The sequence below is a fragment of the Vibrio sp. SCSIO 43153 genome, from assembly GCF_023716625.1.
GTDB lineage: Bacteria > Pseudomonadota > Gammaproteobacteria > Enterobacterales > Vibrionaceae > Vibrio > Vibrio rotiferianus.
In genome coordinates this window covers 178,123-201,865 of record NZ_CP071855.1, presented here as the reverse complement: position 1 = coordinate 201,865, position 23,743 = coordinate 178,123, and the positions used below count along the sequence as shown (strand labels likewise).

Genomic DNA, 23,743 nt, shown 5'->3' with positions numbered 1-23,743 from the left:
TCGCAATAAAAGATTGTTGCAGAGGAGTCTAAAGTGAACTTGTTTTTAGTAACTTCACCATTTCAATATATTTGTGCCTTAGAGGCCAAGAGAGAATACGCTTGCCAGAATAATATATTACTGCTTGTCGACCAGGACTCTGAACCTGGGATATCGCAGCAAGGCAAACTATTAGACCAAAATGAATGGGATTATATCATCCAAATCCCAAGAACCAATAGAAGCAAACAAGTACCGATTGCAATAAAAAAAATAAAAAAAATCTGTAACGATAAGTTCATAAGCTATTTCTTTCATGCTGAATATAATGCATGGAGAACAAAATTAATCCTAAAAAATCTTATTATAAATACTGAAGTTTACTTTGATGATGGCACATTAACCATTAACGAGTATGAAGAAGAAATTCGCCATAAAAGTACTTATTTTAGACCTAGGTTTATTCAGGACATCATGATACGTCTAAATGGTCTGAAGCCTATAGGTAAACTTGAACAAAGTAGTAACTTGGAAATATTCACTATCTTTGACATTCCAAACCCAGAACATGTCATTATAAAAAATTCACTTTCTGTATTAAAAGATAGATTCAAAATTACAAACTTATTCAATCCTAATGCCCCAATTGGTTTTATTGGTCAGGGTGCGATTGGCCACAAAAGACGAAAAACCATTGATGAGTATGTAAATGAAATAAAGCACTTTGTGGAAACGTATAGTAAGCCTATCATTTACTTCCCTCATAGAACCGAAACTGAAGAGATTAAAAATAGAATTTTAGAAATTCCAAACGTTACTTACCATTACAGCGAATTTCCACTTGAGATTGAGCTAATCGATAAGAAGATAATGCTTTCTGGTTTGGTTGGGGTTTTATCAACAGTTCAATACACAGCATCACTCCTCTATACTGGTATGCCTGTCTACAACTTAAGCTCTCCACATATTTCAGAAAATACTTTGATCAAAGATCGAGAACAGAGAATAAAGAAAGCATTTGAAAAGATAGGTGTTATTGAGACAAAACTATAAAAATCGCCGGTCAGACCGGCGATTTTTCTTTCTGTTACTTTTGGTAGTGGGAGAAGCTTAAAGGTGTTCCAAACTTCAAGTCTACCGTTGCTGTACTCCCAAGAACTTCATCTAAGAACTTAGGTAATATTCCATTACCAGGACGTATGGACCGAACATGTTCTTCCGTGAAGATCTCACCTTGTTTAATATCTTTTACTACATACAAAGAACGGCGATGACATTTAGTCTGAAGCTCTGCCTCCGTGCTAACAAAATTTGGCTTACCAATAGCTTCATAAGCCATGGTGCAATTTACCACTAAAGATTTAAGCTCCTCTTTTTCAAGAGAAAATGCCGAATCTACACCACCATCTGCGCGCGATAAAGTAAAGTGCTTTTCAATAACACATGCGCCCAATGCTACCGCTGCTACAGACACGCCGATATCCATCGTATGATCTGACAATCCAACCTCTACCCCAAAGCCATCACGCATTACTGCCATTGTCGAGATGTTCGCCTGAGAAGCTGGCGTTGGGTAACCACTGGTACAGTGTAGCAAGACGATATCCTGTGCCCCTGCCGCTTTCGCCGCTGCTACAGCTTCTTCTATCTCGCCTAAGTTCGCATTTCCAGTTGACATGATCATAGGCTTCCCTGTGGAAGCAACTTTTCTAATTAAAGGAAGATCAATCAACTCAAATGAGGCAATTTTGTACGCTGGTGCATTCAAACTTTCCAAAAAATCGACTGCTGTATGATCGAAAGGAGAGCTGAAAATTGTTATACCAACTTCTTCAGCTGCATCAAATAATGTCTTGTGCCACTCCCAAGGTGTATGTGCTTGCTCATACAAATCATAAAGCTTAGCGCCATCCCAAAGCCCCCCACGAATCATAAACTCTTCACTATCGTGGTTAATTGTAATCGTATCGGCTGTGTATGTTTGTAACTTGACGGCATCTGCACCCGCTTCTTTCGCAGCCTTGATCAGTGCAATTGCTCGATTGATGTCACCATTATGATTACCAGACATTTCTGCGATAATGTATGGCTTGTGTCCTTGACCAATTTGTCGGTTTGCTATCTTCATAATTGCCTTTACTTTTTCGACAGGTAAGCGTCTATCTTTTCTAATGAATTTAAAGAGGACATGTCTGCTGCTGGTATTTTCAATTCGAACTGTTTTTCAACTTCCATCATGAGAAGTAAATGCTTAAATGAATCCCACTCAGCGCAGCTTTTCATATTTACTTTGTTGAACTCTGTTTCTCTATCGCCAACTACATTATTATAAATTGCCAGTAATTTATCTTTTTGCACGCATTGCTCATCACTTTGAAGGTGAGGAATATCAAAAGCAATTGAACTAGGGAGACTTTCCAGCAACTTGAAAAGTCCATGTGATGGGTGCTTTAAGAATGCTGATCTCCGACCATCAAAGGCAACCTCGACTTTTGGTGATTCAACAAGTACGGCGTCAAATCTCTCTTCCGCAATTTTAATTGCGCTATCTAAATCTTGCACTGTATAGCAAAGGTTATATGCCCCACCTCCAGAACTCGCGTGCTCAGTAATTGGAGAGTTATCATTAGTTGGCGATAGGATTTCTACAACTCCCATCCCATTGAGCTCAACGAATGCATAAAGCGCATTGCGATTAAGATCTTCGCCTGGCCCACGGAGTAACTTTGTATTAGGGATCGATAAGAGATCTTTAAGTGTATCCATTAAGTCTCTAGTTGTGACTGTATAATGGTCAATATACAAGACACCTAAAGCGGAAAACATTGTATTTGAATTCATACTCATACTCTTACATATTCCAATGTAACTTCATAACTTCTGTTCTTTCAGGTAATGACTTATTATCCAAATCAAATAGCCAGCAATCATCATTCTGCTTTTCAAAGTCGTTCTTTGAGTATAAATGTTCCACTGGTATGTTTTTTTGACTCTTAACGTAACGCCCAATAACTGAGCTTATGTTGATAGCTTTCGCTTGATGGATAAGCTGTTCAAGAATCACATTTTCAATATCTCTACCCATCACTCGACACGACATTACAAAGTTATCGATAACCCATTTTTTGTTATCACAAATGATGACTAGCGCAGCAACACCTTCATACTCACTTGAGTACTTATCTTTTACTTGAACATGCAAAACTTGGTGCTGACTCGATCCGAGCCACCTCTGCAGCTCCTCTTTGCTGTAACGTATAGTCGTCGTGTTGAACTGATTCGTTTTGCTAAAGAGCTGGTAAGTTCTATCAAAGTTTGACTCACTTAATGGCTCAATGCGGACATCCATTTCCAAGCTTGCTAAAAACTCAGTTCTATCAGCAAAGTTAGCCTGAGCTTTCTGAATATCAACTCGCTTTTTATAAAGCTCTGCCCGACGCTTATCCGATTCATTGATTTGAGCAACGTAGAGCTCAGGTAAGTAACAGATATAGTCATACCAATCTGCTGGGTCTTCAGGTAATTCAGGAACAAAAATACCTGGGACGTTACGGCGAACTTCCGCACGTTCAACTGGATTATCGTCAATAAAGCAGAGAGATTGAACGCCAAGATTTAATTCTTGAGCCAACTCTTTTATGTTCTGAGATTTTGGTACCCAGTTAATACGATGAGCAACAAAATCACCTTTCCTTAAGCGCATCTCGGGGTGAGACTCAATGGCATCTAACGCTACTTGCTCTGTGTTCTTACTACAAATGGTAAGTAAGATACCACGCTCTTTCAAGGCGAGGAAAAGTGATTGGAGCTCCTTATAGATATTACCTGGGTAATCCCCACCTAATGCAATACCTTCCAACCCATCATCACCGATAACTCCCTGCCAAAGTGTATTATCTAAATCTAGAATCAAAGCTCTAGCTGATAGTGCTTGTGATGCGAATACACTACCTAAAATAGCCTGACTGTAAGCTTCCAAACACTGAATAGAGAAAGGCGCTCGTGCCATATACCAATATTTATTTGAAAAGGAGTGTCCGACTCGTTGGATGACCTGAGAATATGGAACGATTTCAATAAGGTTTTCAGCTTTAAGTGCTTGAAGAGAATCATTCCATTCCCCAACTAAACGCTGGAGTTTTGAACCTGTAAACTGCTCTTCTAAGGAATAAGGAAAACCCTTTTGAAGGCAGAAATCAGCGACATATACTTTGTTATTACCACGAGTTGCAATTTGTCGAATAAAAGAGAGATACTCTGCAATACGCTTCTCTGTCTCTAGAAGAGAGGACTCCGTTGGCAATGTATAAATATCAGGAAAAAGATCTTCTATACGCTCTAAAAAAACATAACAAGAGTCTTGATGATTCAACTCCACATTGGACTCGTCCAATAAGTCTAGTTGATAACGTCCAAACTCAAGCTTCTTTATTTGATAAGGAAACTGAGGATAATGACCACTTTTTCGACACAATGCATCAGTCAAGAAGTCCGTATTATGCGAAGCACAGAGATAAAGCCTTGATCTTAAATCTGGTTTATTCTTTGTCCACGTGTATTTTAGGTAGCGTATTGGACGGTTTGTCTCGACGAGACCAGCAGGTGGTTCACACTCCTCAAATCCAAACTTTTTATGCAACTCAAAAACAGCTTCGTTTTCATCTACCACATCTCCATACATCTCGTGCAGATTTAGAGTGTTGCCAGCGTAGTCCAGCGCTAACTTTTCAGCTTCAAACCATATCTCTATCTTATTATCTTTTTCCAAGCTGGCGTTATCTAAATAAAAAGCCCACCATGCTGTTTTCTTTATTTGATCTATTCGATTAAATATAATTACACCAACAGGCTGACCCAATCGTTCTAGTATGAGCAAACATCGATCTTCGGAAGCTAACGTAGTATCCCACCATGTTGAGTGCTCCTCAGGCTGAATGACATGATTGGTCAGCATCACCGCCCTAACGTCTGGGTGGTTGCGCCAATCTAATACCATCCATTTATCTTCATTGGTAGCTAGGCGAATACTAAATGTAGTCATTTCTTGAGATCTCTTCTAACTGTTTAACAACTCTTTCGCAGCCTTTACCATCAATAAGCTCAGCGCATAATTTAGATTGAGTATGAAGTAATGCAGGCTCCGAGCTAAAAAGCTTATAGGCATTGGCATAATCACTAGAAGTTAGGTCTGTATTTAAACCTAAATAATGATGCCCCCCTATTTGATGTAAATTTATTGCTAGATCTTTTTGGTTATCCGCAACTGAACATACTATCCCAGGAAGTGCCAATACACATCGCTCCCATGTAGTAGCGCCAACTGCGCCGATGTAGAGATACGCTGATGAAAAGAAGTCCATCATGTTCTCTACTTGGATGTGGAGAGTCACTCTATCCAGATGTTTTTTACACAGTGCCGTAAGCGCTTCTCTATGAGGATTGTTCATCCCAATAATAACGTCAAAAGAGTCGTCACTATCTACACTTAAAAGGCCTTTTAAAGCTTTCTCTGTTTCGTTGGCAATGTCTACACCACCAAAAAACAAAACGACTTTTTTCTGCATTAATCTTGATTGATAAGCTGGAAGGTTACGTCGCGACACAGCAAACTCTTCCCGAAGCAACGCATACCTAGGACCACATAGACGTAAACTTTCTGTTGGGAGAAGACCGTCATAGCGAGCCTCGCCTGAACGATAGAAATTTTGGTCTAGCAATACATCGCATATATGTTGCCGATCAGCTAAGTCATCAATTTGTAGAATGTCCTTGCTATGCGGCTTAAGCGCTAATTGAAAATCCTTCTCAATTGCATAGTGATCGATGACAAGCCAATCCAGTTGGCTTCGCCCTTTACTTTTTAGGTATGAAGTTAGAGCGTCTCGCGTTTGAGTGATTTCTTGATCGTACGAGACTTCTAACCAAGCTGCGTGTCCGCAGTGTGTGCTAGGAACAAAATCAACATCAGGTTCCGGCAACTCTATTACGGAGTGCTTTTCTTTGACTAAAGCAATCAGGTTTCCTTTGAGTCGACGACTAATGAAGACTATTTCATGCCCTTTTTGCTTTAATCTACTAGCCAGCGTTAACATTCTGAATGTATGGCCCGTTCCCATTTTCAGAGAAGCGTCAACCCGAATACCGACTAACAATGCTCAACTTCCTTGTAACGCTTTAGATAGAAGCAAAGCAAATTCCCAATCTTCTTGGGTATCCAAGTCTACCACCCGATTTCTTGATACAGGCAAGGCAATCGCCGTATTTGAAAACATTGGAATATTATCTCGATATGCCTTTGGTTTACCCCAATAAAACTGCCCTATATCGTGGTAGCCAGTCTCTAAATCTTGAGAGCGAGTATTAAAATGTTCTGGTTGAAACATTTCAACTCGATTGCCAGCAGTTAACTTAACGCCTCTCTGAATTGGGAAAGGAAATTCACACACAGGAAAACAGTAGTTTGCTGCAGGATCTTTCAGGAGCATTTGATAGGCTAACTGAATGTCTTCAATAGCAATAAATGGCGCTGTAGCATAGATGCAGCAAATATACTCTATAGAAATGGCTTGCTCTTCAAACCAATCAAGTGCATGTAAAATGACATCCGCCGTAGTCGCATAGTCATTTGAGACCGCTTCAGGGCGAATAAATGGGACTTCTGCCCCGTACTGCAAAGCAACATCAGCTATTTCTTGATCGTCAGTAGAAACCACGACTTTATCGAAACAGCCTGACTCAAGGGCTGCTTCAATTGAGTAGGCAATAATCGGCTTGCCATTAAATTCCTTAATATTCTTACGTGGGATACGTTTACTACCACCACGCGCTGGAATAATCGCAACTTTCATTAGTGCCCCTGCAATATTTCTGTTAGCACTTGAACAACTGTATCTTGCTGCTCTTCACTCATCGCATGGAACATAGGAAGAGAAATAGCCTCACGATAATAACGCTCAGATTCCGGAAAATCACCTTCACTGAAACCCATTTTTTCATAGTAAGGTTGAGTGTGGACTGGAATATAGTGCAAGTTCACTCCAATACCTTTGTCTCTCAGTGCGTCAAACACCTCTTTGTGTGTTAAAGAGATCTTATCCAACTGCAAACGAATTACATAAAGGTGAAGGCCCGAGTAGGTGTTTTCCAATTGATATGGCAATACCACAGGTAAAGACTTCAATAGTCTATTGTAACGATCTGCAAGGTGATGGCGAGCGGCAATAAAATCGTCTAAGCGTTGCATCTGAGACACACCCAGTGCCGCTTGAAGCTCTGTCATGCGGTAGTTAAAGCCTAAATCGACCTGTTGGTAGTACCAACCACCATGGCTTTCACCCTCCATTTTCTCAAGGTCACGAGTAATGCCATGGCTGCGAAGCAAAGTCATCTTGTCAGATAAAGCTTTCTGGTTGGTCATTGCTGCGCCACCTTCAGCTGTCGTTACAATTTTAACAGGATGAAAACTAAAGACCGTGATATCCGAATATTCGCAATTCCCTATCGGTAAGCCTTGATATTTGCCGCCGATTGCATGGGAAGCATCTTCAATAATTTTGAAGTTATACTCTTTTGCCAGTCTAGCGATCGCCACCATATCGCATGGTTGACCACATAAATGAACAGGCACAACGACTTTTGGAAGCTTACCTTCAGCTTTCGCTTTGATTAGCTTTTCCTCAAGGCGCTTTGGACACATATTGTAAGTGCTCGGATCAATATCAACGAAATCGATCTTTGCACCACAATATAAACCACAGTTTGCTGACGCTACAAAGGTGATAGGAGAAGTCCAAAGCCAATCTCCTTCCCCTAAACCTAAAGCAAGACAAGCGATGTGTAATGCTGACGTCGCACTATTCACCGCCAGTGCATAACTCGCACCAGTATGATCAATGAGCGCTTGCTCAAACGCTGGCACTTGAGGCCCCTGAGTCAGAAAGTCCGACTTCAAAACATCAACTACACTATCAATGTCTTGTTGATTAATATCTTGCTTACCGTAAGGAATCACAACTGTTCTCACACTGTAAAGTTCGGATCAACGTGCTCTTTAATTAGCTCGCGTAGGCTTTCAATACTTTCCCACTCTGTGTTCGTACCTGAGTTGTATTTAAAACCAAATGGTACTTTTTCAGCTTTGTGGTGTTCGATATATTCTTGCTCTGTATAAGTGAACGATACAGAAGGCAGAATTGCGTAGTATTTGCCAAGATCGATCGTATTTAGAGAGTCTGTATCCGTAATCATTTCTTCATGGAGCTTTTCACCTGGGCGAATACCAACAACCTTAGTTTCGCATTTAGGTGCAACCGCTTTGGCTACATCCAAAATTTTGTATGATGGAATCTTTGGTACAAAGATTTCTCCACCGAGGTGGTTTTCTAAAGCATACATCACCATGTTCACGCCATCTTGCAATGAGATATTAAAGCGAGTCATCTCTTCATGAGTGATCGGTAAAACACCTTCTGCACGTTTGTTCAAAAAGAATGGAATCACTGAACCACGAGAACCCATTACGTTGCCATAACGCACTACACTGAAACGGATATCTTTCGAACCTTTGATGTTATTTGCCGCGGCAAACAGCTTATCTGAAGCAAGTTTGGTCGCTCCATAAAGGTTAATTGGCGCACACGCCTTATCTGTTGATAGAGCTACAACATCTTTAACGCCGCATTGCAGTGCTGCATGAATAACATTCTCTGCGCCATCCACGTTAGTTCGGATACATTCTGTTGGGTTGTATTCAGCCGTATCTACCTGCTTGATCGCTGCTGCATGAATGATCACGTCAACACCTTCACAAGCTTGAATCATTCGCTGTTGATCTCGGACGTCACCGATGAAAAAACGTAATTGTGGGAAGTCATGTCTCGGATACTTTTGTTTGAGCTCGAACTGCTTTAGCTCATCTCTAGAAAATATTATGATTTTTTTCACTTCAGGGAAGCGCTCTAGAATAGTCTTGATAAATTGTTTACCAAATGAGCCAGTACCACCTGTGATAAGTACCGATTTACCGTTTAACATAATTGAGACCTACTTTTTTATGAATATGTTTGCGATAGAACTTTTATTGATCGCAATTCTTCAATTTTTGTTGCTTCAGCATTAGACGTAATATCAACTTGTTGCCCTACAAGTTTTTCAACTAACTCATCAAAGGAGCTGTATTCCAAAATATCTAGATCCAATGCTGATTTGAAACCGTAATGATTGGGCGTACCTTTTTCGATACAAACAGCCCCATAACCGTTCTTGATATAGGGCCTTACTGTACTCGCGCCCCCTCTGCGTTGGAGCAATATGTGAGAGCATGACATTACTAGAGAAGTATAAGCTATGGGGTTAATAGCCGTGACATAACTAACATCAAAAGCTTGGCGTTTAACGTTTCTTAGCCAGATCAAATATAAGTCCGTGAGAGCTCTCTGCCAACGAGACTTTTTGTGCCACATGATTAGTAATTTGAAGTCTTTTGCTTTTTTGTTTTTTCCAAGAGCTTGCAAGAACTTTCTAATTTCAGAACAAGAAAATGCCTTTTGCTTCGTTCCGACTAAGATACGCTTTTCATTACGCGCCCACCCTTGGCAACTCATCTCTGCCTGAGCCAAATAATGAGCTGAATCACATGGCAACGTTTCAAAAATCACACTTGCATCTATGAAGCCAACATCTCGATTTAGCAGGCGATCAAGCTTAGGCTTAAACGTTTTTTCATGGCCAATAAAACGATCTATTTGAGTCAAGCAAAACAAGTCATCTTCTGCTATATGAAGCTTGAGGTCAGGTTGAATGTCTCCCTTATTCTTATAACAAATTTCCCAGCGATCGACCTCGTCATCAGTTAAAAAGACACACATTTTATCTTTCATGCCAGCATCTAACTGAAGAACCTTTTTCATATAGGGTGAGTTAAATCGGTTCAGAGACATAAACGTTACTGTTTGAGCAGTTATTGCCTGGCTTAACAACTCTTCAGAAGCATCTAAATACGTAACTTTTGATACGGGTATTTGTGACTCTTTCCCTTTACCATCGACTTCAAAAACAAGTGCTACAATGTTTTCAGGTAAAACCCCTGCTTTTTTGATTAAAGCTTCTGCATAAAGGTAAAAAAAGAAGTCAGCACCAGAAATGATGAATAGGTGTTTGTTTTCGAACATTGCTAACTCTTTATAAAATAAGAAAACACGGTCTCAATGACTTGTCGTTGTTCTTGCTCAGTCATTGAATAATAAAGCGGCAATCTTACCAGTCTTTCACTTTCAGATGTCGTGTAGTTGTCACTCCCGTGAAAATGGCCAAATTTTTCCCCTGCAGGAGAAGAGTGGAGAGGGACGTAGTGAAAAACAGCCATCACATCATTCGCTTTGAGATACTCAATGAAACGTTCTCTCTCTTCTAAAGAGCTTAACTTTAGATAAAACATATGGGCATTGTGCGCACATTGTTCAGGAACTAATGGAAGAGATACGTTGCCTTGACTACGTAATGCATTGAAAGAATTGTAATATCCCCTCCAAATCTCAAGGCGCTTGTGATTAATATCCTCTGCACTTTCTAGTTGAGCCCACAAATAAGCAGCTTGGATCTCACTTGGAAGCATGCTGCTTCCTAAATCGACCCAAGTGTACTTATCCACAGCACCTCTAAAAAACTGACTACGGTTTGTGCCTTTTTCTCTTAGTATTTCAGCTCTTTTGATAAATCGATCATCATTTATCAAAAGTAATCCACCTTCCCCACCGCTGGTGTAATTTTTAGTTTCATGAAAACTAAAAGCTGCTAAATGACCAATAGAACCCAAAGGGCGGCCTTTGTAGGTTGACATCATTCCTTGAGCGGCATCTTCGATTACAAACAAGCCATACTTTTCTGCAATAGACATGATTGCATCCATTTCGCAAGCAACACCAGCATAATGGACAGGAACGATCGCCTTAGTCTTTTCTGTTATAGCCGACTCAATTAGCTTTTCGTCAATGTTCATTGTGTCAGGTCGAATATCAACAAAGACGACCTTTGCCCCACGCAATACAAAAGCATTTGCAGTACTGACAAAGGTATAGCTAGGCATGATTACCTCATCCCCTTCACTCAAATCTAAAAGCAATGCAGCCATTTCTAATGCATGAGTGCAAGAAGGGGTTAGGAGCGTCTTCAGACTCGAACTTTTTTCGGCAAACCACTGCTCACATTTTTTCGCAAAATACCCGTCTCCTGACAGCTTTTGACCAAGAATCGCTTCTTGAATGTAATGAATTTCTTTTCCAGACACTGCCGGTTTATTAAACGGAATCATGCTAATTTACTCATAAAACATTTCATACTAGAAAGCGCTAATCACATACCGGACCAATAACGTTAAACTCATGATTTAAAATAAGCACTTAATTGTCTAACCTTTGCCTTCATATCGAGAACCGGATAAAACTTACTCATACCCTTTGTCCAAATACAAGACTATTTCAAAAAGAGTTTGTCCCACTTATGATAACATCAACACCATGCTAGCGTTATAGGTAATCATTATGACAAGTTACTTCTCTGTAAGTGCCAGAGAGTGGGACTCTTTTTTCTTTAAACGTAATATCTGTGACGTAAACTGGTCACAGGCACCGTTACCATCCAATACCCATTTTGAGCTCATTACAACTAAAGTACCTTGTACTGATGCAGAGAAGTTATCGTCATTAAACAAGCACGGCTTTTCATATTGTGAAGGTGAACTGGTTTTTACTAAAAAAGTATCCAAATCAACAAAAGAATACACAGAAGTGGCAACAACAGCACATATGGAGGGACTACTGGCATTGATTCCTAACCTCTATCAACACAGTCGCTTCAAGGCCCCGTGGTTTTCACCACAAGAAAGGGATTATTTTTATCAAGAGTGGCTGCAAAAAGCCATTATTGGTGCATTTGATGATGTCTGCTTAATCATTAATCAAGATAACTTAATTAAAGGCTTTATCACTTTAAAAGTGCGCCAACAAGAAGCGGTTATTGGGCTTCTTGGAGTAAACCCTCTATTCTCTCGAAAAGGGGTCGCTCGCATGCTCTTAGATAGTGCTGAATGGTATGCACATTCACGCGGAGCAGCAAATATCAATGTTGCTACGCAATCTAGCAATATCCCTGCAATGAACCTATATCTAAAAAGCGGTTATTCTATAAGCAGCTCTCATGTATGGTTGTATAAAAGCTAACCTCTAATTTCAACTTATAGCAGCTCAGTCAAAGATCACATGAGATATGTCTAAAACAATAACTTTACCTAATGATATGAACGTACAAACATATGCAAACTAAACACAATTTTTCTTCCGTTATACAAAAATTTGAGCATCTAACGTTTTTTCTATTCAGTTTAAGCATTTTTATATCTAAGGCAGGCTTGAATATAGCGCTTGTGCTCGCTCTGATACTGATGATAGTGAAAACTTTAACTCAGCCAGAATTTAAAGCCTTCCTCACGACGAATAAGGTAGCAAGACTTTCTTTAATTTGCTTTGTGGTTGGTCTTATCGCGGGTTTACTGTCTCCCTCCCACTTAAAAGGCATGGGAAATTTCTTCAATAAAGCGGGATTTTTGCTCATATTCCCTCTCTTCATATCCTACTTTTCAAATGCCAAAAACAGACGCTACGCAATTATTGCAATGCTAGCGGGGTTTGCTATCGCTCTGCTTTATAGCCTTTCTTTATTTTTGTCATTTGATCACTGGAGAGGACAAAGAGTTGCAAGTTTCTGGACCGTAGGGCGATGGGCTGAGCTACTGATCTATATGTCCTTACTTTGTGTGGTTTGGCTGACTAAGCGTAAGAACAACACTTGGGAGTATCTCGCTCTGCTGGCTACGCTAATTGTCGCTGTATTCTGTATCGCTATTAATGGCTCTAGAGCTGCGTTTCTTGCTCTTGGCCTTATTCTGCCAGTTTATTTTCTATTCAATAAAAAGAAGGTCATTTTACCCGCCATTCTATTTGGCTTCATCGCAACCGTAGCCGTTTACTTCGTTGCTCCAAGTGTTGTAAAGCAAGCAGAGACTCGAATTGTTAGTATTACTGATACTGAGAAAAACATGTCCAATACCGCCCGTCTTACATCCTGGAAGGAAGGTATTCTCTTTCAACTAAAAACTATTGAGGAAGAACCTATAACTTACATGACCGGTTATGGTGTAAATGGTTTTGATCAACAACTCAAACAGTTTTTAATCGATAAAGGTATTTTCCAACACCTGATGGAATCGACAGACAATCAGTTTTCCTACAACGATCATCACAACGGACTACTTAACATCATTAGTACCAGTGGAATAGTATACTCGGCAATATTTGTTTATTTGCTAGTTGTTATTTTCAAAAGCCTTCCTGGTGACGATTGTTGGCTAGTTTTCTGTAGATATTTGATGATGACTTTTTTACTCGTCAGCATTTTCTATACGAACTTTATGGATTTCCAAACAATAGGAGTCTTTTTTATGCTCGCAATAGGGCTTGGCATCCAAGTCGAGCAAAGAGCATCGGAAGATAATGGAATACAATAGAACATAAAAAAACGGCAGTATTTAACTGCCGTTTTTTACTATTTTCGATAGCGACTTATTTGCTCTAATGCCGCCTGAACATTATCAAAATCCATTTCACCTTCTTTTGGTCGATTTGACTTATCAAGATACTGATACTGCCCTCCACCACCAACTTCAACAATGCTGCTGTCAGTGATGATTGCATAGCCGCTATAGTTGGATGATAGCACCCAGTCACGCTTAATCCGCTCACCTAGTAAGTCCTCACCTACAGAGTAATCTTTACTATCGTTAGTCACTCCCAAGTAGTGTTTCATAAGTGTTGGCACAACATCTTGGTGACTCGTCAAATCACTGCTCTGCCATTTCAAGTTGTCCTTGCTGATACCTGGACCGAACATAGCAAACGGTACATTCACTTGTGCGTTAGTAAAGTTACCGTTGTGTCCCCAGAAATTAAGCTTGTTATCGTTCATTTCCTGCCCATGGTCACCCGTAATGATGACTACTGTGTTCTCCAAATCACCGCTCGACTGCAGTTTATCCAACACTTTCTTCGCCATGCTATCTACATAGTGAACACTTGTTTTGTAACGATTAAAGAAAGGCTCAGGATCACTGTCGTTGTTGAGCTTCAGATAGTTAACTTCCTTGAGCATCGGCTCATACTTATGGGCATAATCTTTTGGAAAGTCATAACCATGTGGGGCATCGTAAAACAAAAAAGAGAATGCTGGCTTAGACTTATCTCGAGCGTCATACCAGTTAAGCCAATCTTTTGTTAAGTCTGCGTCTAACTCTGATGGGGTATCCCCAACGGAGCTCATGCGAAGATTATCTATATTGGTAAACACTGTTTGGTTAAATTCTGGCTTTCTAAGCTGAGCTGCAGTGAATATCCCAATGTCGTAACCCATTGCTTGCAAACGGTCCATAAAAACTGGACTTTGCTGGTTAGCAAGGAAGCCATGCCAATACGTACCTGGGATACCATAGAACAAACCAAAAATACCTGTTCTAGTTGCATTGCCAGTGGCGATATGATTATGGAAAGTCACACCTTGTTCCGCATATTTCCACATATTTGGTGTATTTTCTGTGTTGAATGTATCCGCGCGCCAAGAGTCGACAACCAAAAACATAATGTTGACTGGTTTCTCTATAGTTTTAGTTTTGAGTGGAGATAACGGGTAATTCAGATCACTCTTTCGATTCAAAGTTAGGGCTTTTTGACGCTCAATTGCTTGCTCATCAATCCAACCATACTTACGCATCATACTGTTTGAAGTCGCAGGGTAGAATAACGGCAAATATCTTTTAACTGTCGTAACTGGTTGATAAGCATGGGCAGCAGCCCAAATGTGAATTCCATTAGTCGCAAGCAAGGATAGGAAGGTAAGGAATGCAAACTTGCGGCCTAACTTTCTGGTGCGAATTTCAGGGCCATTTTCAAGCCAACGCAGTACAACAAACTCGATTGCAAACGCAATTGAAACCCCTACTAACACCATGACCCATGTAACAAGTGGAAAGCTGACAATCTGTCCAGATAGCAACAAATCCAAAACCATTGCATTAATGTGGAATCGATATTGAGCAAAAACAATGGTATCGATAAATAGTGTCACGACTCCGATAGTCGCAATCAATGCTTGTACTGATGTTCGAACTTTTTGAGGTAGCAATAGGGCAGGTAAGGCCAAAATACCAACCACAAGCGCTAATAATGTCATTTGCCCAAATGTGCCAACGACGATAAAGATAGCCCCTAAAGGTTCACTTGGGAACTCGGGCAGAAAAGCAAAGTAGCGGGTAGAGATCAGCATCAACACTAAAGCATTGATTAAGATATACCAGCCGTGAATATGCAACTTTTGCTTAAAAGTCATGAGATGAATATCCTGATTTGGTTTTGTGATTATGGCTGAGCCATAAATTCTTGATACCCAGCCTTAAGCTCGGTGAAGTCTTGTTCTGACCATTGTATTTGACGTTTGTTCTGCTCTTTTCTAAAAGAGCGTAATAGTCGCTCTAAGTTCGCAGACTGCCAGCCATTTCCAACTTGCTTTTTACATTTGTCAAAATCGATAATCCAAACCTTTTCATTGTTATCAATCAGCAAGTTATGAATATTTAGGTCTGTGTGGTTTACCTCTGCTTTATGCATCCGGGCAATTTCTTGACCAACAAGACGATAGACTCTCGTAGGTAATTTGCGTTCAATGAGAATAGAGACAAGATCTTGTGCATTCTCAATACGCTCACTTAGCAAATCGGCAGTATAGAAGCATCCTATTTTTATCACTCTTGCAGCCACTGGTTTAGGAACACTAACCCCAGCATCAATAAGTTGATTAAGCAATTGGAACTCCGCAATGCTTCGAGCACTCTCCCATCCAGAGAACCAATAAGAATCTCGTATGACTTTACCCCACAAGCCGCCTCTGTTGTAGTGACGTAAAGCACCCTGTATTTCAACTAGTTGTAAAAACCAAGTTGTTCCACGCCCTTTTGCCTTCCCGGTAATTTTCCCTTCGGCCTGCCAATATTCGGAATCAAAGATAGGCAGTGTAGGGTCTGTTATATATCGAGAGTCATACAGCACTACACAATTGTTATCTTGATATCGTTTGATCATTGTCCCCACCAATAGTGACTACCGATAATGTAGAGCCAAGAGCCTCCGGCAAGCATCAACATCACTAAAACTGCTGCTGAACCAATGTCTTTGGCACGACCACTCAACTCGTGATGCTCAACTCCAACTCTATCCACAACCGCTTCAATTGCCGAGTTTAGAAGTTCCACCACGAAAACAAGCACAACCAACGCCATCATGATCACTTTTTCTGTCACACCCACGTCTAACCAACATAACAAGCCAAATGCAAGAGCCATAAGGGCAATCTCTTGCCTAATCGCGGCCTCGTGCTTAAATGCTGCTTTCAATCCTTGAACAGAATAGATGCCAGCTTTAAAGATGCGTTTTAAACCAGTATTTCCTGGTTTACCTTGGTTAGATTCTGTCATAGCCAAATTTACACAATGTCGTTGAACGAAAGTCAGTCATTTTACATTTAACTTAGGTATCTGCATAATTTAGTCAGTTTTTTTTTAGAGCTCTCCCTATGCCTCTCTTTGCACACGAACCAAAATCATTATGTTTTTTACGTCTTTCTGCTATTGGCGATGTGTGTCATGCCGTTGCCGCAATTCAAAACGTACAAAAGCACTGGCCTAACACAAAAATCACTTGGGTTATCGGAAAAATTGAAGCTCAGCTTTTGGAGGGTTTAAACGGTGTTGAATTGGTTGTTTTTGATAAAAAGCAAGGTATTAAAGGCATGCAAAGTGTCTGGCAAACACTAAAAGATCGAAAGTTTGATGCTTTGATACATATGCAGCTCGCCTTACGTGCCAGCATACTCACAACGGGTATCAGAGCACGCTACAAAGTCGGTTTTAATTTCAAGAGAGCGAAAGAAGGGCAGTGGTTATTTACGAATAAAAAGATACCTGACACACAGTCGCAACATGTTCTCGACAGTTTTTATGCCTTTACTGAATATTTAGGCGTTCCCTCTCAAAAACCGACGTGGCAACTCCCGTTAAGCAGAGAGGATCATGCATTTGCTACTGAACAGTTGACTCACAAAGCAACCGTCGCGATTTGCCCAGCAGCAAGTAAAGATGAACGAAATTGGCTGCCAGAACGCTATGCTCAGTTCGCTGATTTCGTGTACTCTCAAGGATACCAAGTCGTACTTTGTGGCTCACCAGCGCAGCGTGAAGTAGACTTGGCGAATAGCATTATTCAGCAAACCAAATCGCCAATCATAAGCTTGGTCGGAAAAACGAGCCTAAAACAATTGACTGCGGTTTTGAGCGCTTGTGAGCTAGTCTTAGCTCCGGATTCAGGGCCAGCACATATAGCAACGACACAAGGAACAAAAGTACTGGGCCTGTATGGTCACAGTAATCCCAAGAGAACGGGACCTTATAATAATATTGACAATGTCGTTAGCGTTTACGAGAAGTTCGCAGAAGAACAGAATAAACAGCCTGTAGAATCCCTGCCTTGGAGTACTCGCGTTAAGGGGGCTAACGTTATGCAAGCCATCTCGCTCAATGACGTAGTTGAGGCATTTAATAAACTAATTAAAGGTGACATCGATGTCAGAAACTAGCACCAGCAAACCAACTTTAGCGGTAGCGTTAATTGTTAAGAATGAAGCCGAAAACTTGGACGCATGCCTAAAAACTGTACATGGATGGGTTGATGAGATCGTCATCTTAGACTCGGGTAGTACGGATAATACAAAAGAAGTTGCAAGCCAATACACAGATAAATTTTACGAAAATACCAACTGGCCAGGATTTGGTCCTCAACGACAATTGGCTCAGAAGTATGTTACCTCAGACTTTGTACTTTGGCTCGATGCAGATGAACGTATAACACCTGAACTACAATCTAGTATTCAGCAAGCTGTAAGCGAAAACCAACCCAATACCCTTTTTTCAATTTGCCGTTTAAGTTGGGTTTTCGGTAGATACATCCGTCATTGCGGCTGGTACCCAGACAGAGTGGTTCGCCTTTACCCGACTCAACTCACTGAATATGATGATTCTCTCGTTCATGAAAAAGTGAAAGTCGATAACTCTATGGACATTAAACAACTTCAAGGAGATGCACTGCACTATACCTACAACGACTTACACCACTATTTAGTGAAATCTGCAGGCTATGCAAAAGCGTGGGCTGAACAGAGAGAAAAGCGTGGTAAAAAAAGCAGCATCGGAAGTGGAATACTTCATGCTCTAGCCTGCTTCGTTAAGATGTATATTGTTAAAGCGGGCTTTTTAGATGGAAAGCAAGGCCTGTTGCTTTCCATCTTATCGGCACATTCAACATTCGTGAAATATGCCGATCTTTGGATTAGGACAGATACCGAGCAACCCAAGGGTTAAGCGTCTCAAGTGCCGTATCAACATTGATGCGGCTCATATCCGCTTCTAACTCTTCTCCCCCTCCTTTTGGCGGACAAAAAGCGAGATGGCGCCCCTCAGAATTGATTGGCAGCCACCTTAATGGCGTAGAGGAGCGCTTGCTTGGAAAGAAGCCTACCGTTGGTATATCAATAGTTGCCGCAATATGAAGCGGCCCTGTCGAACCTGCAATGAAGAGCCGAGCACATGCAATGGATCGCGTGAAGTCAGTCAAACCATCATTTTTGCTATAAACAACGCCTTTCTTACCTTTGCTCTTTATTAGCTCAAGTAGCTGGAAGGCTTTCTCTTCTTCTCCTGGCCCTGCTGTCACGATCAGTTGAAAGTCGCTCTCAATACCAATGATTAAATCTGAATACTGCTCTAGAGACAGATTATTTGCCGAGCCCCCAGTCCCTGCATGGACCATTATCCATGGCAGAGAAGTATCGATATCTAGCTGCTGAGAAAGTTTACGTTTTTGCTCTTTCAGAATCTCAGCTTCAAAAGTTAAGTATGGAGCCTGAGGTTCTACAATCGTAATGTTTTGCTCATTTAAAAATGCTCGGATTAGATCTAAATTATATTGAAACTCAGGCTTGGCAGACTGTGAACGCCTCTGCTTAATACGATGGTTGTAAAACAACTGAGCAAATTTGGTTGCTGGAGCAAGTCGGTACTTTATACCTGCTCGCCAAACAAGAAGCGCATTATATGTTGTGGAAAACAGATTAATCGACGCATCAAATTTGCCTTTCTTTATGCTTTCCAGAACAGCCCTTCGTTCTGACGGATCACCATTTTTTGTCGGATCTAATAAAACATCATCAATCCAAGGGCATAACTTAGCAAGTTCAATGGTATATTTCGGAACCAAAGCAGTGACGTGACAATCCGGCATTGATTGCTTAAGCATCGCAAAACTAGGCCATGCCAACATAAAATCACCTATTTTGTCATTTCGGATCACTAGTATTTTTTTCATTGCATTTTCACACTTAATTTTTGTCGTCATCAAATCGGCATATTGATAGCATGTAGAAAGTTCAAAGCTTACGAGTATGGCCCATGTCTAAAAAAAACATTTCTAGAGTTGTTTACCCTGGTACTTTTGATCCAATCACAAATGGTCACCTAGACTTAATTGAACGCGCATCCCATATGTTTGACGAAGTCATTATTGCTGTAGCCGCTAGCCCAAGTAAAAATACCATGTTTGCTCTTGAAGAGCGCGTTGCTTTTGCCACAGAAGTGACAAAACACCTTGATAATGTCACGGCTCAAGGCTTTAGTGGCCTAATGGTCGATTTTGTAAAACAAGTCAATGCTAACGTTTTAATCCGAGGCTTGCGTACAACCGTCGACTTTGAATACGAGTTTGGCTTAACCAATATGTACCGCCGTTTACTGCCAGATCTAGAAAGTGTGTTCCTAACACCATCGGAAGAATACGCCTTTATTTCATCGACCATTGTTCGGGAGGTCGCCATACATGGCGGCGACGTCAATGCCTTTGTCCCTGATGTTGTCGCACAGGCATTACACAACAAGCGACAGATTTAAGAGGCTGTCTAACGTAAAAATGATGAGAAAGGCCCTATATAGGGCCTTTTTAATATGCCTGAAGTTGAGAGCGTAAATAGTAGTCCTGGAGTTTATTGTACTCTACCCCCCAAACGGTATCTAAGCCTTCAAGTCCTTGTGCTGAAGAATAAAGCGCAGTAGACCATGGGTAAACTAATGCTCCTTCTTTGTTATTAAAAGCACCTATAGAAGTAATTGTGCGTAACTTATTGTAGCCGATATTAGCCGTTGGCTTAGATGACAACATATTCTCCCCACCAAGGCTAACGTATGAGCTATCTGACAAGCTATGGTGATACAGAGTTGGCAAAATGTCTCTATGAGAACCAATTCGCTGCTCGTCATAGACAATGTCAGACTGCTGTTTAATTACATCAGGCACATACAAGTAAAAAGGGACGCCATAGGTTAAGCCATATTCCTCAGACTTATCAGTCGCCAAATAACGCATTCTGTGATCGCCGGATGCTCCAATTAAAGTTTTTACTGCCAAAGGTGAGGTTTTCACTCCTTGTATAAACTCCCCTAGGGCGTTGTTGCTGTATTGGTACGTATGCAACATAGCTTCAGCTTCATCAGAAAGCGGGCCTAACAGATTACTGATTCTGGCACTCACAGTAATTGGCTTAGCTGCATAATTGTCAGGAACCATAAAAGGAGAATGGTTGGTAACCGTCATTATGTAAACAAAAGTTGGCTTACTCGCTTCATCAAGGATTTTTCTTGCAAACTTAAATGTGTACTCATCTGGAATCCCCCAAGTACTCTGATAACTTTCAGCTTCCGGGAATGCTTTTATGATAGAGTTCTCATCAAAGACTCGATCAAAGCCTTGCTTAGGAAGGTAATTAGCTAAGTTTCGCCACATGCTGTTTCCACCGTAAATAAAAACAACGTCATACCCTGCCGCCTTATATGGCATTACGGCAGAACTTGGCAATGACGTCTTTTGTGCCATAGAGTGGCTCAGTGTTGCAACATTGCTGTGAAACAACATCATGACGATGCTATCTATTGTGGCTGAGGTCCCCGCTAAAAAACGCTTGTATACATAATCTTGCTCAAAATGCGGCCGCAAAGCACCCAGTAGATCATTCTTATGTGGATCATCCTCAATAAGCACGTTATTTCCCATTCCTTCCATTAAAGCCATTACAACATGAGGAGGGTTCTCTGCTAAATAATCGTTTTGAGGAGTCTGATATTGAGGGTTATCTTTCCCCAGTACCTTTATCATCTGCTGCTTAACTACTGCTTCAGGTACGGGTTTAAAATTAAACTGTTCAGTATAATCGCTTCTTGCCCAGTCTAACGCCATGAATGCGTTAGGACTAAGTACATTGAGAATTTTGTGTTGCGATACGCTCGCGTGGTAGCGCTTTAATGGAAGCGATCCAAGCGATCCTCGAGCACCAGCAACGTAGCAAAAAATAACGACAACAACACTCACCGTAATTAAACCCGCATGATGCCTAGGCCATTTCCATTTCTCAGAACACTTGACACCATAGGAGGCATATTTGTAGCTCAGATAAGCAATACCTAGGGAAAAGAGCAGAGATATTAGAATTGGGTAGTCAGCCCAAACACTCGACAATACTGCCGCAGTATCGTCATCAAATAATCCAAACGCGAAGAGGTCAAAATGATTCCCATAGGTCACGTAGTAATAGTAGTTACCAATAGAAAATATACACAACAAGAAGAAAACACTGGCGGTGTAGGAGGGAATTGCTGCTTTTACAATTCTAAACTTTCTAGAAGAAGATCCACATATTAAGCCAGAAAGAAATAATGGCGCAAAAGCAATTGCAACGACTTTAAGATCGAACCTTCCCCCAACCCAAAACATTCTCCAGATATCATCGCTAGCAATACTAATTAAGGAGTATCCTTCAACCGCTAGGAAAAAGACCATTCGGCATAGTGATAAAAAAACAACTGCTGAAAAGATAGAAGCAAAAATAAGCTTAACTAACGTTCGATAGTTATGCTGAAAACTCATAGGTACTGCTTAATACAAAATAATTATGATAATAGTGATAATTCTATCATAAGTATGCAACAGGACCGTCACAGCAAGTTCAAAGAAAAGACATCCCTTTTCAGTAAAAGCGTGAAGTTCAGCAACTTCCTAGACATTGACTCACATTATCTATTGCTGGCATCCACCACAGAAGAAGGTATTACGTTGCCCTATTTTCTGTTCTTGGATAGCTTCACCGCATTCTGGGCATGGCTCTCCGGCTTTTCCGTAAACTAATAACTCTTGTGCGAAGTAACCTGGTTTACCATCTGCTTGGGAGAAGTCTTTCAGTGTCGTTCCGCCTTGCTGAATGGCGATCTCAAGCGTGGCTTTGATGTTCTGCACCAGTAATCGCCATTCTTTCTTAGTTAGTTTTCCTGCAGGGCGAGTTGGGTTAATACGTGACTTAAACAAAGACTCATTGGCATAAATATTTCCTACTCCGACAACAACTTTGTTATCCATAATAAACTGCTTAACCGCAATGCGCTTACTTTTGGCTTTGCCTGCTACGTAATCAGCATTGAACTCTTCATTTAGAGGCTCTGGTCCCATATGACTCAAAACTGCGTGAGATTCATTTGGCGCACTCCAAAGCCATGCGCCAAAACGGCGCGGATCGTTATAGCGCAGCACTTTTCCATTACTCAACTTGAGATCCACATGATCGTGCTTTGCGGCAGGAAAGTCAGCATCAAGCACACGCAGTGAACCCGACATGCCCAAGTGAACGATCGCTGTCCCCTCATCCGTTTCAATCAGCAAATACTTAGCACGACGAGTGATATTACGAATCACATGCCCTTCTAACTTTTTAAGTTCCTGAGGGATGTCCCAACGTAATTTCGGTGTTCGGAACACAAAGACCTTGATCGTTTGACCAATCAAATGTGGACTGATGCCCATTCGGCTAACTTCAACTTCTGGTAATTCAGGCATTTGATTCTCCTCACAACACTAAGAACTTTGATACTGGATGGCTAGCATAATCGAAAAGAGTTAAGACAAATACAGCCTTTACAAAGGGTTATTGGTTAGAAATCACTTGGTTATTAAGCTATTTGGGCATGATGTAATTACCATCGACAGAAATCGCAATCCATTTTTCCTGCCAGTTTTTAAACAGCCAAAAATCGTCAAGACGATAAAAAGTCACTCGCTGCGGCTCTTCGAGCCCTCGATACCAAATTTCGATGCTTTCAGGTGATGATAAGTGTGGTTTCAACTGTTCATATTGCTCTGGTGTCAGCTCCGTACCTTCCAATGATTGCCAGCGAGTCACAATATCTTGTACGGGAATATTGGCTTTAATGTTTGAGCTCCACTGACCATTTTGTTTCTCAAGTTCCCAACCTGAAAAATAAATCGCGCTAACTTCATGATCTGAGCGCAACAAATTTGGGTAAGGATCCACTTGTTCGTCAATAAGGTAAGTTTTGATCCAAGTTGGGGCATTTAGGATCAGCATAAAAGCAATGATGCCCAATATAAGAATGTTGTTCCAACGACGACGACGAGCCGGGCTAACGCGCATAGTAGTTCCTAATCTCATATGATTAGAGAACAAACTATCAAAGCTCATCAATCTTGACTAGAGCATCCGCACTCAAACACGGCGAAGGTAAGTA

At 40.9% G+C, this 23,743-nt stretch carries 22 protein-coding genes; 6 read left to right on the top strand and 16 right to left on the bottom strand.

From position 1 onward, the window contains the following. Positions 1-33: 33 nt before the first annotated feature. A complete protein-coding gene (locus J4N37_RS00920) occupies positions 34-1,032 on the top strand; it encodes a glycosyltransferase 52 family protein (protein ID WP_071234860.1) in 999 nt (332 codons plus the stop codon). 34 nt (positions 1,033-1,066) lie between these two features. Here the strand turns inward: J4N37_RS00920 and pseI are convergent, their stop codons facing one another. The 9 genes from pseI to rffA form a co-directional block, all read right to left on the bottom strand. Then, positions 1,067-2,050, bottom strand: coding sequence for a pseudaminic acid synthase (gene pseI, locus J4N37_RS00915; protein ID WP_407833100.1), 984 nt, complete (start codon positions 2,048-2,050; stop codon positions 1,067-1,069). A gap of 65 nt (positions 2,051-2,115) precedes the next feature. Further along, the gene (locus J4N37_RS00910; RefSeq protein ID WP_252041477.1) at positions 2,116-2,820 is read right to left on the bottom strand and encodes a hypothetical protein; all 705 of its coding nucleotides are present in this window, start codon (positions 2,818-2,820) and stop codon (positions 2,116-2,118) included. Positions 2,821-2,830: 10 nt separating this feature from the next. Then, on the bottom strand, positions 2,831-5,020 hold the full coding sequence (locus J4N37_RS00905; RefSeq protein WP_252041475.1) for an HAD-IIIC family phosphatase: 2,190 nt from the start codon (positions 5,018-5,020) through the stop codon (positions 2,831-2,833). After that, positions 5,007-6,131 (bottom strand): UDP-2,4-diacetamido-2,4,6-trideoxy-beta-L-altropyranose hydrolase, encoded by a 1,125-nt coding sequence (gene pseG / locus J4N37_RS00900; RefSeq protein WP_010445116.1) that lies wholly within the window; start codon positions 6,129-6,131, stop codon positions 5,007-5,009. Before pseG ends, J4N37_RS00905 begins: the two co-directional genes overlap by 14 nt. A 3-nt stretch (positions 6,132-6,134) precedes the next feature. Continuing rightward, positions 6,135-6,827 carry a pseudaminic acid cytidylyltransferase gene (gene pseF, locus J4N37_RS00895; protein ID WP_038883463.1) on the bottom strand — a complete coding sequence of 231 codons (693 nt, stop codon included), beginning with the start codon at positions 6,825-6,827 and terminating at the stop codon, positions 6,135-6,137. Beyond that, positions 6,827-8,002 carry a UDP-4-amino-4,6-dideoxy-N-acetyl-beta-L-altrosamine transaminase gene (gene pseC, locus J4N37_RS00890; RefSeq protein ID WP_173399861.1) on the bottom strand — a complete coding sequence of 392 codons (1,176 nt, stop codon included), beginning with the start codon at positions 8,000-8,002 and terminating at the stop codon, positions 6,827-6,829. Before pseC ends, pseF begins: the two co-directional genes overlap by 1 nt. Beyond that, positions 7,999-9,012 (bottom strand): UDP-N-acetylglucosamine 4,6-dehydratase (inverting), encoded by a 1,014-nt coding sequence (gene pseB, locus J4N37_RS00885; RefSeq protein WP_010445113.1) that lies wholly within the window; start codon positions 9,010-9,012, stop codon positions 7,999-8,001. Before pseB ends, pseC begins: the two co-directional genes overlap by 4 nt. 17 nt (positions 9,013-9,029) lie before the next feature. Beyond that, the gene (locus J4N37_RS00880) at positions 9,030-10,148 is read right to left on the bottom strand and encodes a hypothetical protein (RefSeq protein ID WP_252041473.1); all 1,119 of its coding nucleotides are present in this window, start codon (positions 10,146-10,148) and stop codon (positions 9,030-9,032) included. A 2-nt stretch (positions 10,149-10,150) separates the two neighbouring features. Continuing rightward, complete coding sequence (gene rffA, locus J4N37_RS00875; protein WP_010445111.1) at positions 10,151-11,287, bottom strand: dTDP-4-amino-4,6-dideoxygalactose transaminase; 1,137 nt, start codon at positions 11,285-11,287, stop codon at positions 10,151-10,153. A 229-nt stretch (positions 11,288-11,516) separates the two neighbouring features. Between rffA and J4N37_RS00870 the strand changes: the two genes are divergently transcribed. Both J4N37_RS00870 and J4N37_RS00865 read left to right on the top strand, forming a co-directional pair. Then, positions 11,517-12,194 carry a GNAT family N-acetyltransferase gene (locus J4N37_RS00870; RefSeq protein ID WP_010445110.1) on the top strand — a complete coding sequence of 226 codons (678 nt, stop codon included), beginning with the start codon at positions 11,517-11,519 and terminating at the stop codon, positions 12,192-12,194. A gap of 92 nt (positions 12,195-12,286) precedes the next feature. Continuing rightward, positions 12,287-13,537, top strand: a complete 1,251-nt coding sequence (locus J4N37_RS00865) for an O-antigen ligase family protein (RefSeq protein WP_010445109.1) — start codon at positions 12,287-12,289, stop codon at positions 13,535-13,537. Between the two features lie 38 nt (positions 13,538-13,575). On the opposite strand, the gene J4N37_RS00860 is transcribed toward J4N37_RS00865, so the two are convergent. From J4N37_RS00860 to J4N37_RS00850, 3 genes are read right to left on the bottom strand one after another with little or no spacing between them, the layout of a single operon-like run. Beyond that, complete coding sequence (locus J4N37_RS00860) at positions 13,576-15,408, bottom strand: DUF3413 domain-containing protein (protein WP_252041471.1); 1,833 nt, start codon at positions 15,406-15,408, stop codon at positions 13,576-13,578. Positions 15,409-15,437: 29 nt separating this feature from the next. Then, the gene (locus tag J4N37_RS00855; RefSeq protein WP_038883451.1) at positions 15,438-16,157 is read right to left on the bottom strand and encodes a 3-deoxy-D-manno-octulosonic acid kinase; all 720 of its coding nucleotides are present in this window, start codon (positions 16,155-16,157) and stop codon (positions 15,438-15,440) included. After that, entirely contained in the window at positions 16,154-16,549 is a 396-nt protein-coding gene (locus J4N37_RS00850; RefSeq protein WP_038883449.1) for a diacylglycerol kinase, read from the bottom strand. The genes J4N37_RS00855 and J4N37_RS00850 overlap by 4 nt, the downstream gene beginning before the upstream one ends. Before the next feature lie 98 nt (positions 16,550-16,647). On the opposite strand from J4N37_RS00850, the gene J4N37_RS00845 reads away from it, so the two are divergent. Continuing rightward, positions 16,648-17,706, top strand: coding sequence for a glycosyltransferase family 9 protein (locus J4N37_RS00845; protein ID WP_252041469.1), 1,059 nt, complete (start codon positions 16,648-16,650; stop codon positions 17,704-17,706). Next, the gene (locus J4N37_RS00840) at positions 17,693-18,487 is read left to right on the top strand and encodes a glycosyltransferase family 2 protein (RefSeq protein ID WP_010445104.1); all 795 of its coding nucleotides are present in this window, start codon (positions 17,693-17,695) and stop codon (positions 18,485-18,487) included. The genes J4N37_RS00845 and J4N37_RS00840 overlap by 14 nt, the downstream gene beginning before the upstream one ends. Here J4N37_RS00840 and J4N37_RS00835 read toward each other — a convergent pair. Then, positions 18,456-19,490 (bottom strand): glycosyltransferase family 9 protein, encoded by a 1,035-nt coding sequence (locus J4N37_RS00835; protein WP_029560900.1) that lies wholly within the window; start codon positions 19,488-19,490, stop codon positions 18,456-18,458. The two genes, J4N37_RS00840 and J4N37_RS00835, sit on opposite strands and share 32 nt — an antisense overlap. Before the next feature lie 83 nt (positions 19,491-19,573). On the opposite strand from J4N37_RS00835, the gene coaD reads away from it, so the two are divergent. Then, positions 19,574-20,068, top strand: coding sequence for a pantetheine-phosphate adenylyltransferase (gene coaD, locus J4N37_RS00830; protein ID WP_010445102.1), 495 nt, complete (start codon positions 19,574-19,576; stop codon positions 20,066-20,068). Positions 20,069-20,117: 49 nt separating this feature from the next. Here the strand turns inward: coaD and J4N37_RS00825 are convergent, their stop codons facing one another. The 3 genes from J4N37_RS00825 to J4N37_RS00815 all read right to left on the bottom strand — a co-directional run bounded on the left by J4N37_RS00825 (position 20,118) and on the right by J4N37_RS00815 (position 23,649). Continuing rightward, a complete protein-coding gene (locus J4N37_RS00825; RefSeq protein WP_010445101.1) occupies positions 20,118-22,094 on the bottom strand; it encodes an LTA synthase family protein in 1,977 nt (658 codons plus the stop codon). Between the two features lie 150 nt (positions 22,095-22,244). Further along, a complete protein-coding gene (mutM, locus tag J4N37_RS00820) occupies positions 22,245-23,054 on the bottom strand; it encodes a bifunctional DNA-formamidopyrimidine glycosylase/DNA-(apurinic or apyrimidinic site) lyase (protein WP_038883440.1) in 810 nt (269 codons plus the stop codon). Positions 23,055-23,172: 118 nt separating this feature from the next. Then, the gene (locus J4N37_RS00815; protein WP_010445097.1) at positions 23,173-23,649 is read right to left on the bottom strand and encodes a hypothetical protein; all 477 of its coding nucleotides are present in this window, start codon (positions 23,647-23,649) and stop codon (positions 23,173-23,175) included. Between the last annotated feature and the right edge of the window lie 94 nt (positions 23,650-23,743).

What these genes read in the sequence shown, in the direction of transcription:
- J4N37_RS00855 (WP_038883451.1), bottom strand. Translation starts at nt 16,157, where the DNA reads ATGATCAAACGATATCAAGATAACAATTGTGTAGTGCTGTATGACTCT.
- pseB (WP_010445113.1), bottom strand. Translation starts at nt 9,012, where the DNA reads ATGTTAAACGGTAAATCGGTACTTATCACAGGTGGTACTGGCTCATTT.
- mutM (WP_038883440.1), bottom strand. Translation starts at nt 23,054, where the DNA reads ATGCCTGAATTACCAGAAGTTGAAGTTAGCCGAATGGGCATCAGTCCA.
- J4N37_RS00905 (WP_252041475.1), bottom strand. Translation starts at nt 5,020, where the DNA reads ATGACTACATTTAGTATTCGCCTAGCTACCAATGAAGATAAATGGATG.
- J4N37_RS00870 (WP_010445110.1), top strand. Translation starts at nt 11,517, where the DNA reads ATGACAAGTTACTTCTCTGTAAGTGCCAGAGAGTGGGACTCTTTTTTC.
- J4N37_RS00860 (WP_252041471.1), bottom strand. Translation starts at nt 15,408, where the DNA reads ATGACTTTTAAGCAAAAGTTGCATATTCACGGCTGGTATATCTTAATC.
- J4N37_RS00850 (WP_038883449.1), bottom strand. Translation starts at nt 16,549, where the DNA reads ATGACAGAATCTAACCAAGGTAAACCAGGAAATACTGGTTTAAAACGC.
- J4N37_RS00845 (WP_252041469.1), top strand. Translation starts at nt 16,648, where the DNA reads ATGCCTCTCTTTGCACACGAACCAAAATCATTATGTTTTTTACGTCTT.
- pseF (WP_038883463.1), bottom strand. Translation starts at nt 6,827, where the DNA reads ATGAAAGTTGCGATTATTCCAGCGCGTGGTGGTAGTAAACGTATCCCA.
- rffA (WP_010445111.1), bottom strand. Translation starts at nt 11,287, where the DNA reads ATGATTCCGTTTAATAAACCGGCAGTGTCTGGAAAAGAAATTCATTAC.
- J4N37_RS00835 (WP_029560900.1), bottom strand. Translation starts at nt 19,490, where the DNA reads ATGAAAAAAATACTAGTGATCCGAAATGACAAAATAGGTGATTTTATG.
- J4N37_RS00880 (WP_252041473.1), bottom strand. Translation starts at nt 10,148, where the DNA reads ATGTTCGAAAACAAACACCTATTCATCATTTCTGGTGCTGACTTCTTT.
- J4N37_RS00840 (WP_010445104.1), top strand. Translation starts at nt 17,693, where the DNA reads ATGTCAGAAACTAGCACCAGCAAACCAACTTTAGCGGTAGCGTTAATT.
- J4N37_RS00815 (WP_010445097.1), bottom strand. Translation starts at nt 23,649, where the DNA reads ATGCGCGTTAGCCCGGCTCGTCGTCGTCGTTGGAACAACATTCTTATA.
- J4N37_RS00825 (WP_010445101.1), bottom strand. Translation starts at nt 22,094, where the DNA reads ATGAGTTTTCAGCATAACTATCGAACGTTAGTTAAGCTTATTTTTGCT.
- coaD (WP_010445102.1), top strand. Translation starts at nt 19,574, where the DNA reads ATGTCTAAAAAAAACATTTCTAGAGTTGTTTACCCTGGTACTTTTGAT.
- J4N37_RS00865 (WP_010445109.1), top strand. Translation starts at nt 12,287, where the DNA reads ATGCAAACTAAACACAATTTTTCTTCCGTTATACAAAAATTTGAGCAT.
- pseI (WP_407833100.1), bottom strand. Translation starts at nt 2,050, where the DNA reads ATGTCTGGTAATCATAATGGTGACATCAATCGAGCAATTGCACTGATC.
- J4N37_RS00910 (WP_252041477.1), bottom strand. Translation starts at nt 2,820, where the DNA reads ATGAATTCAAATACAATGTTTTCCGCTTTAGGTGTCTTGTATATTGAC.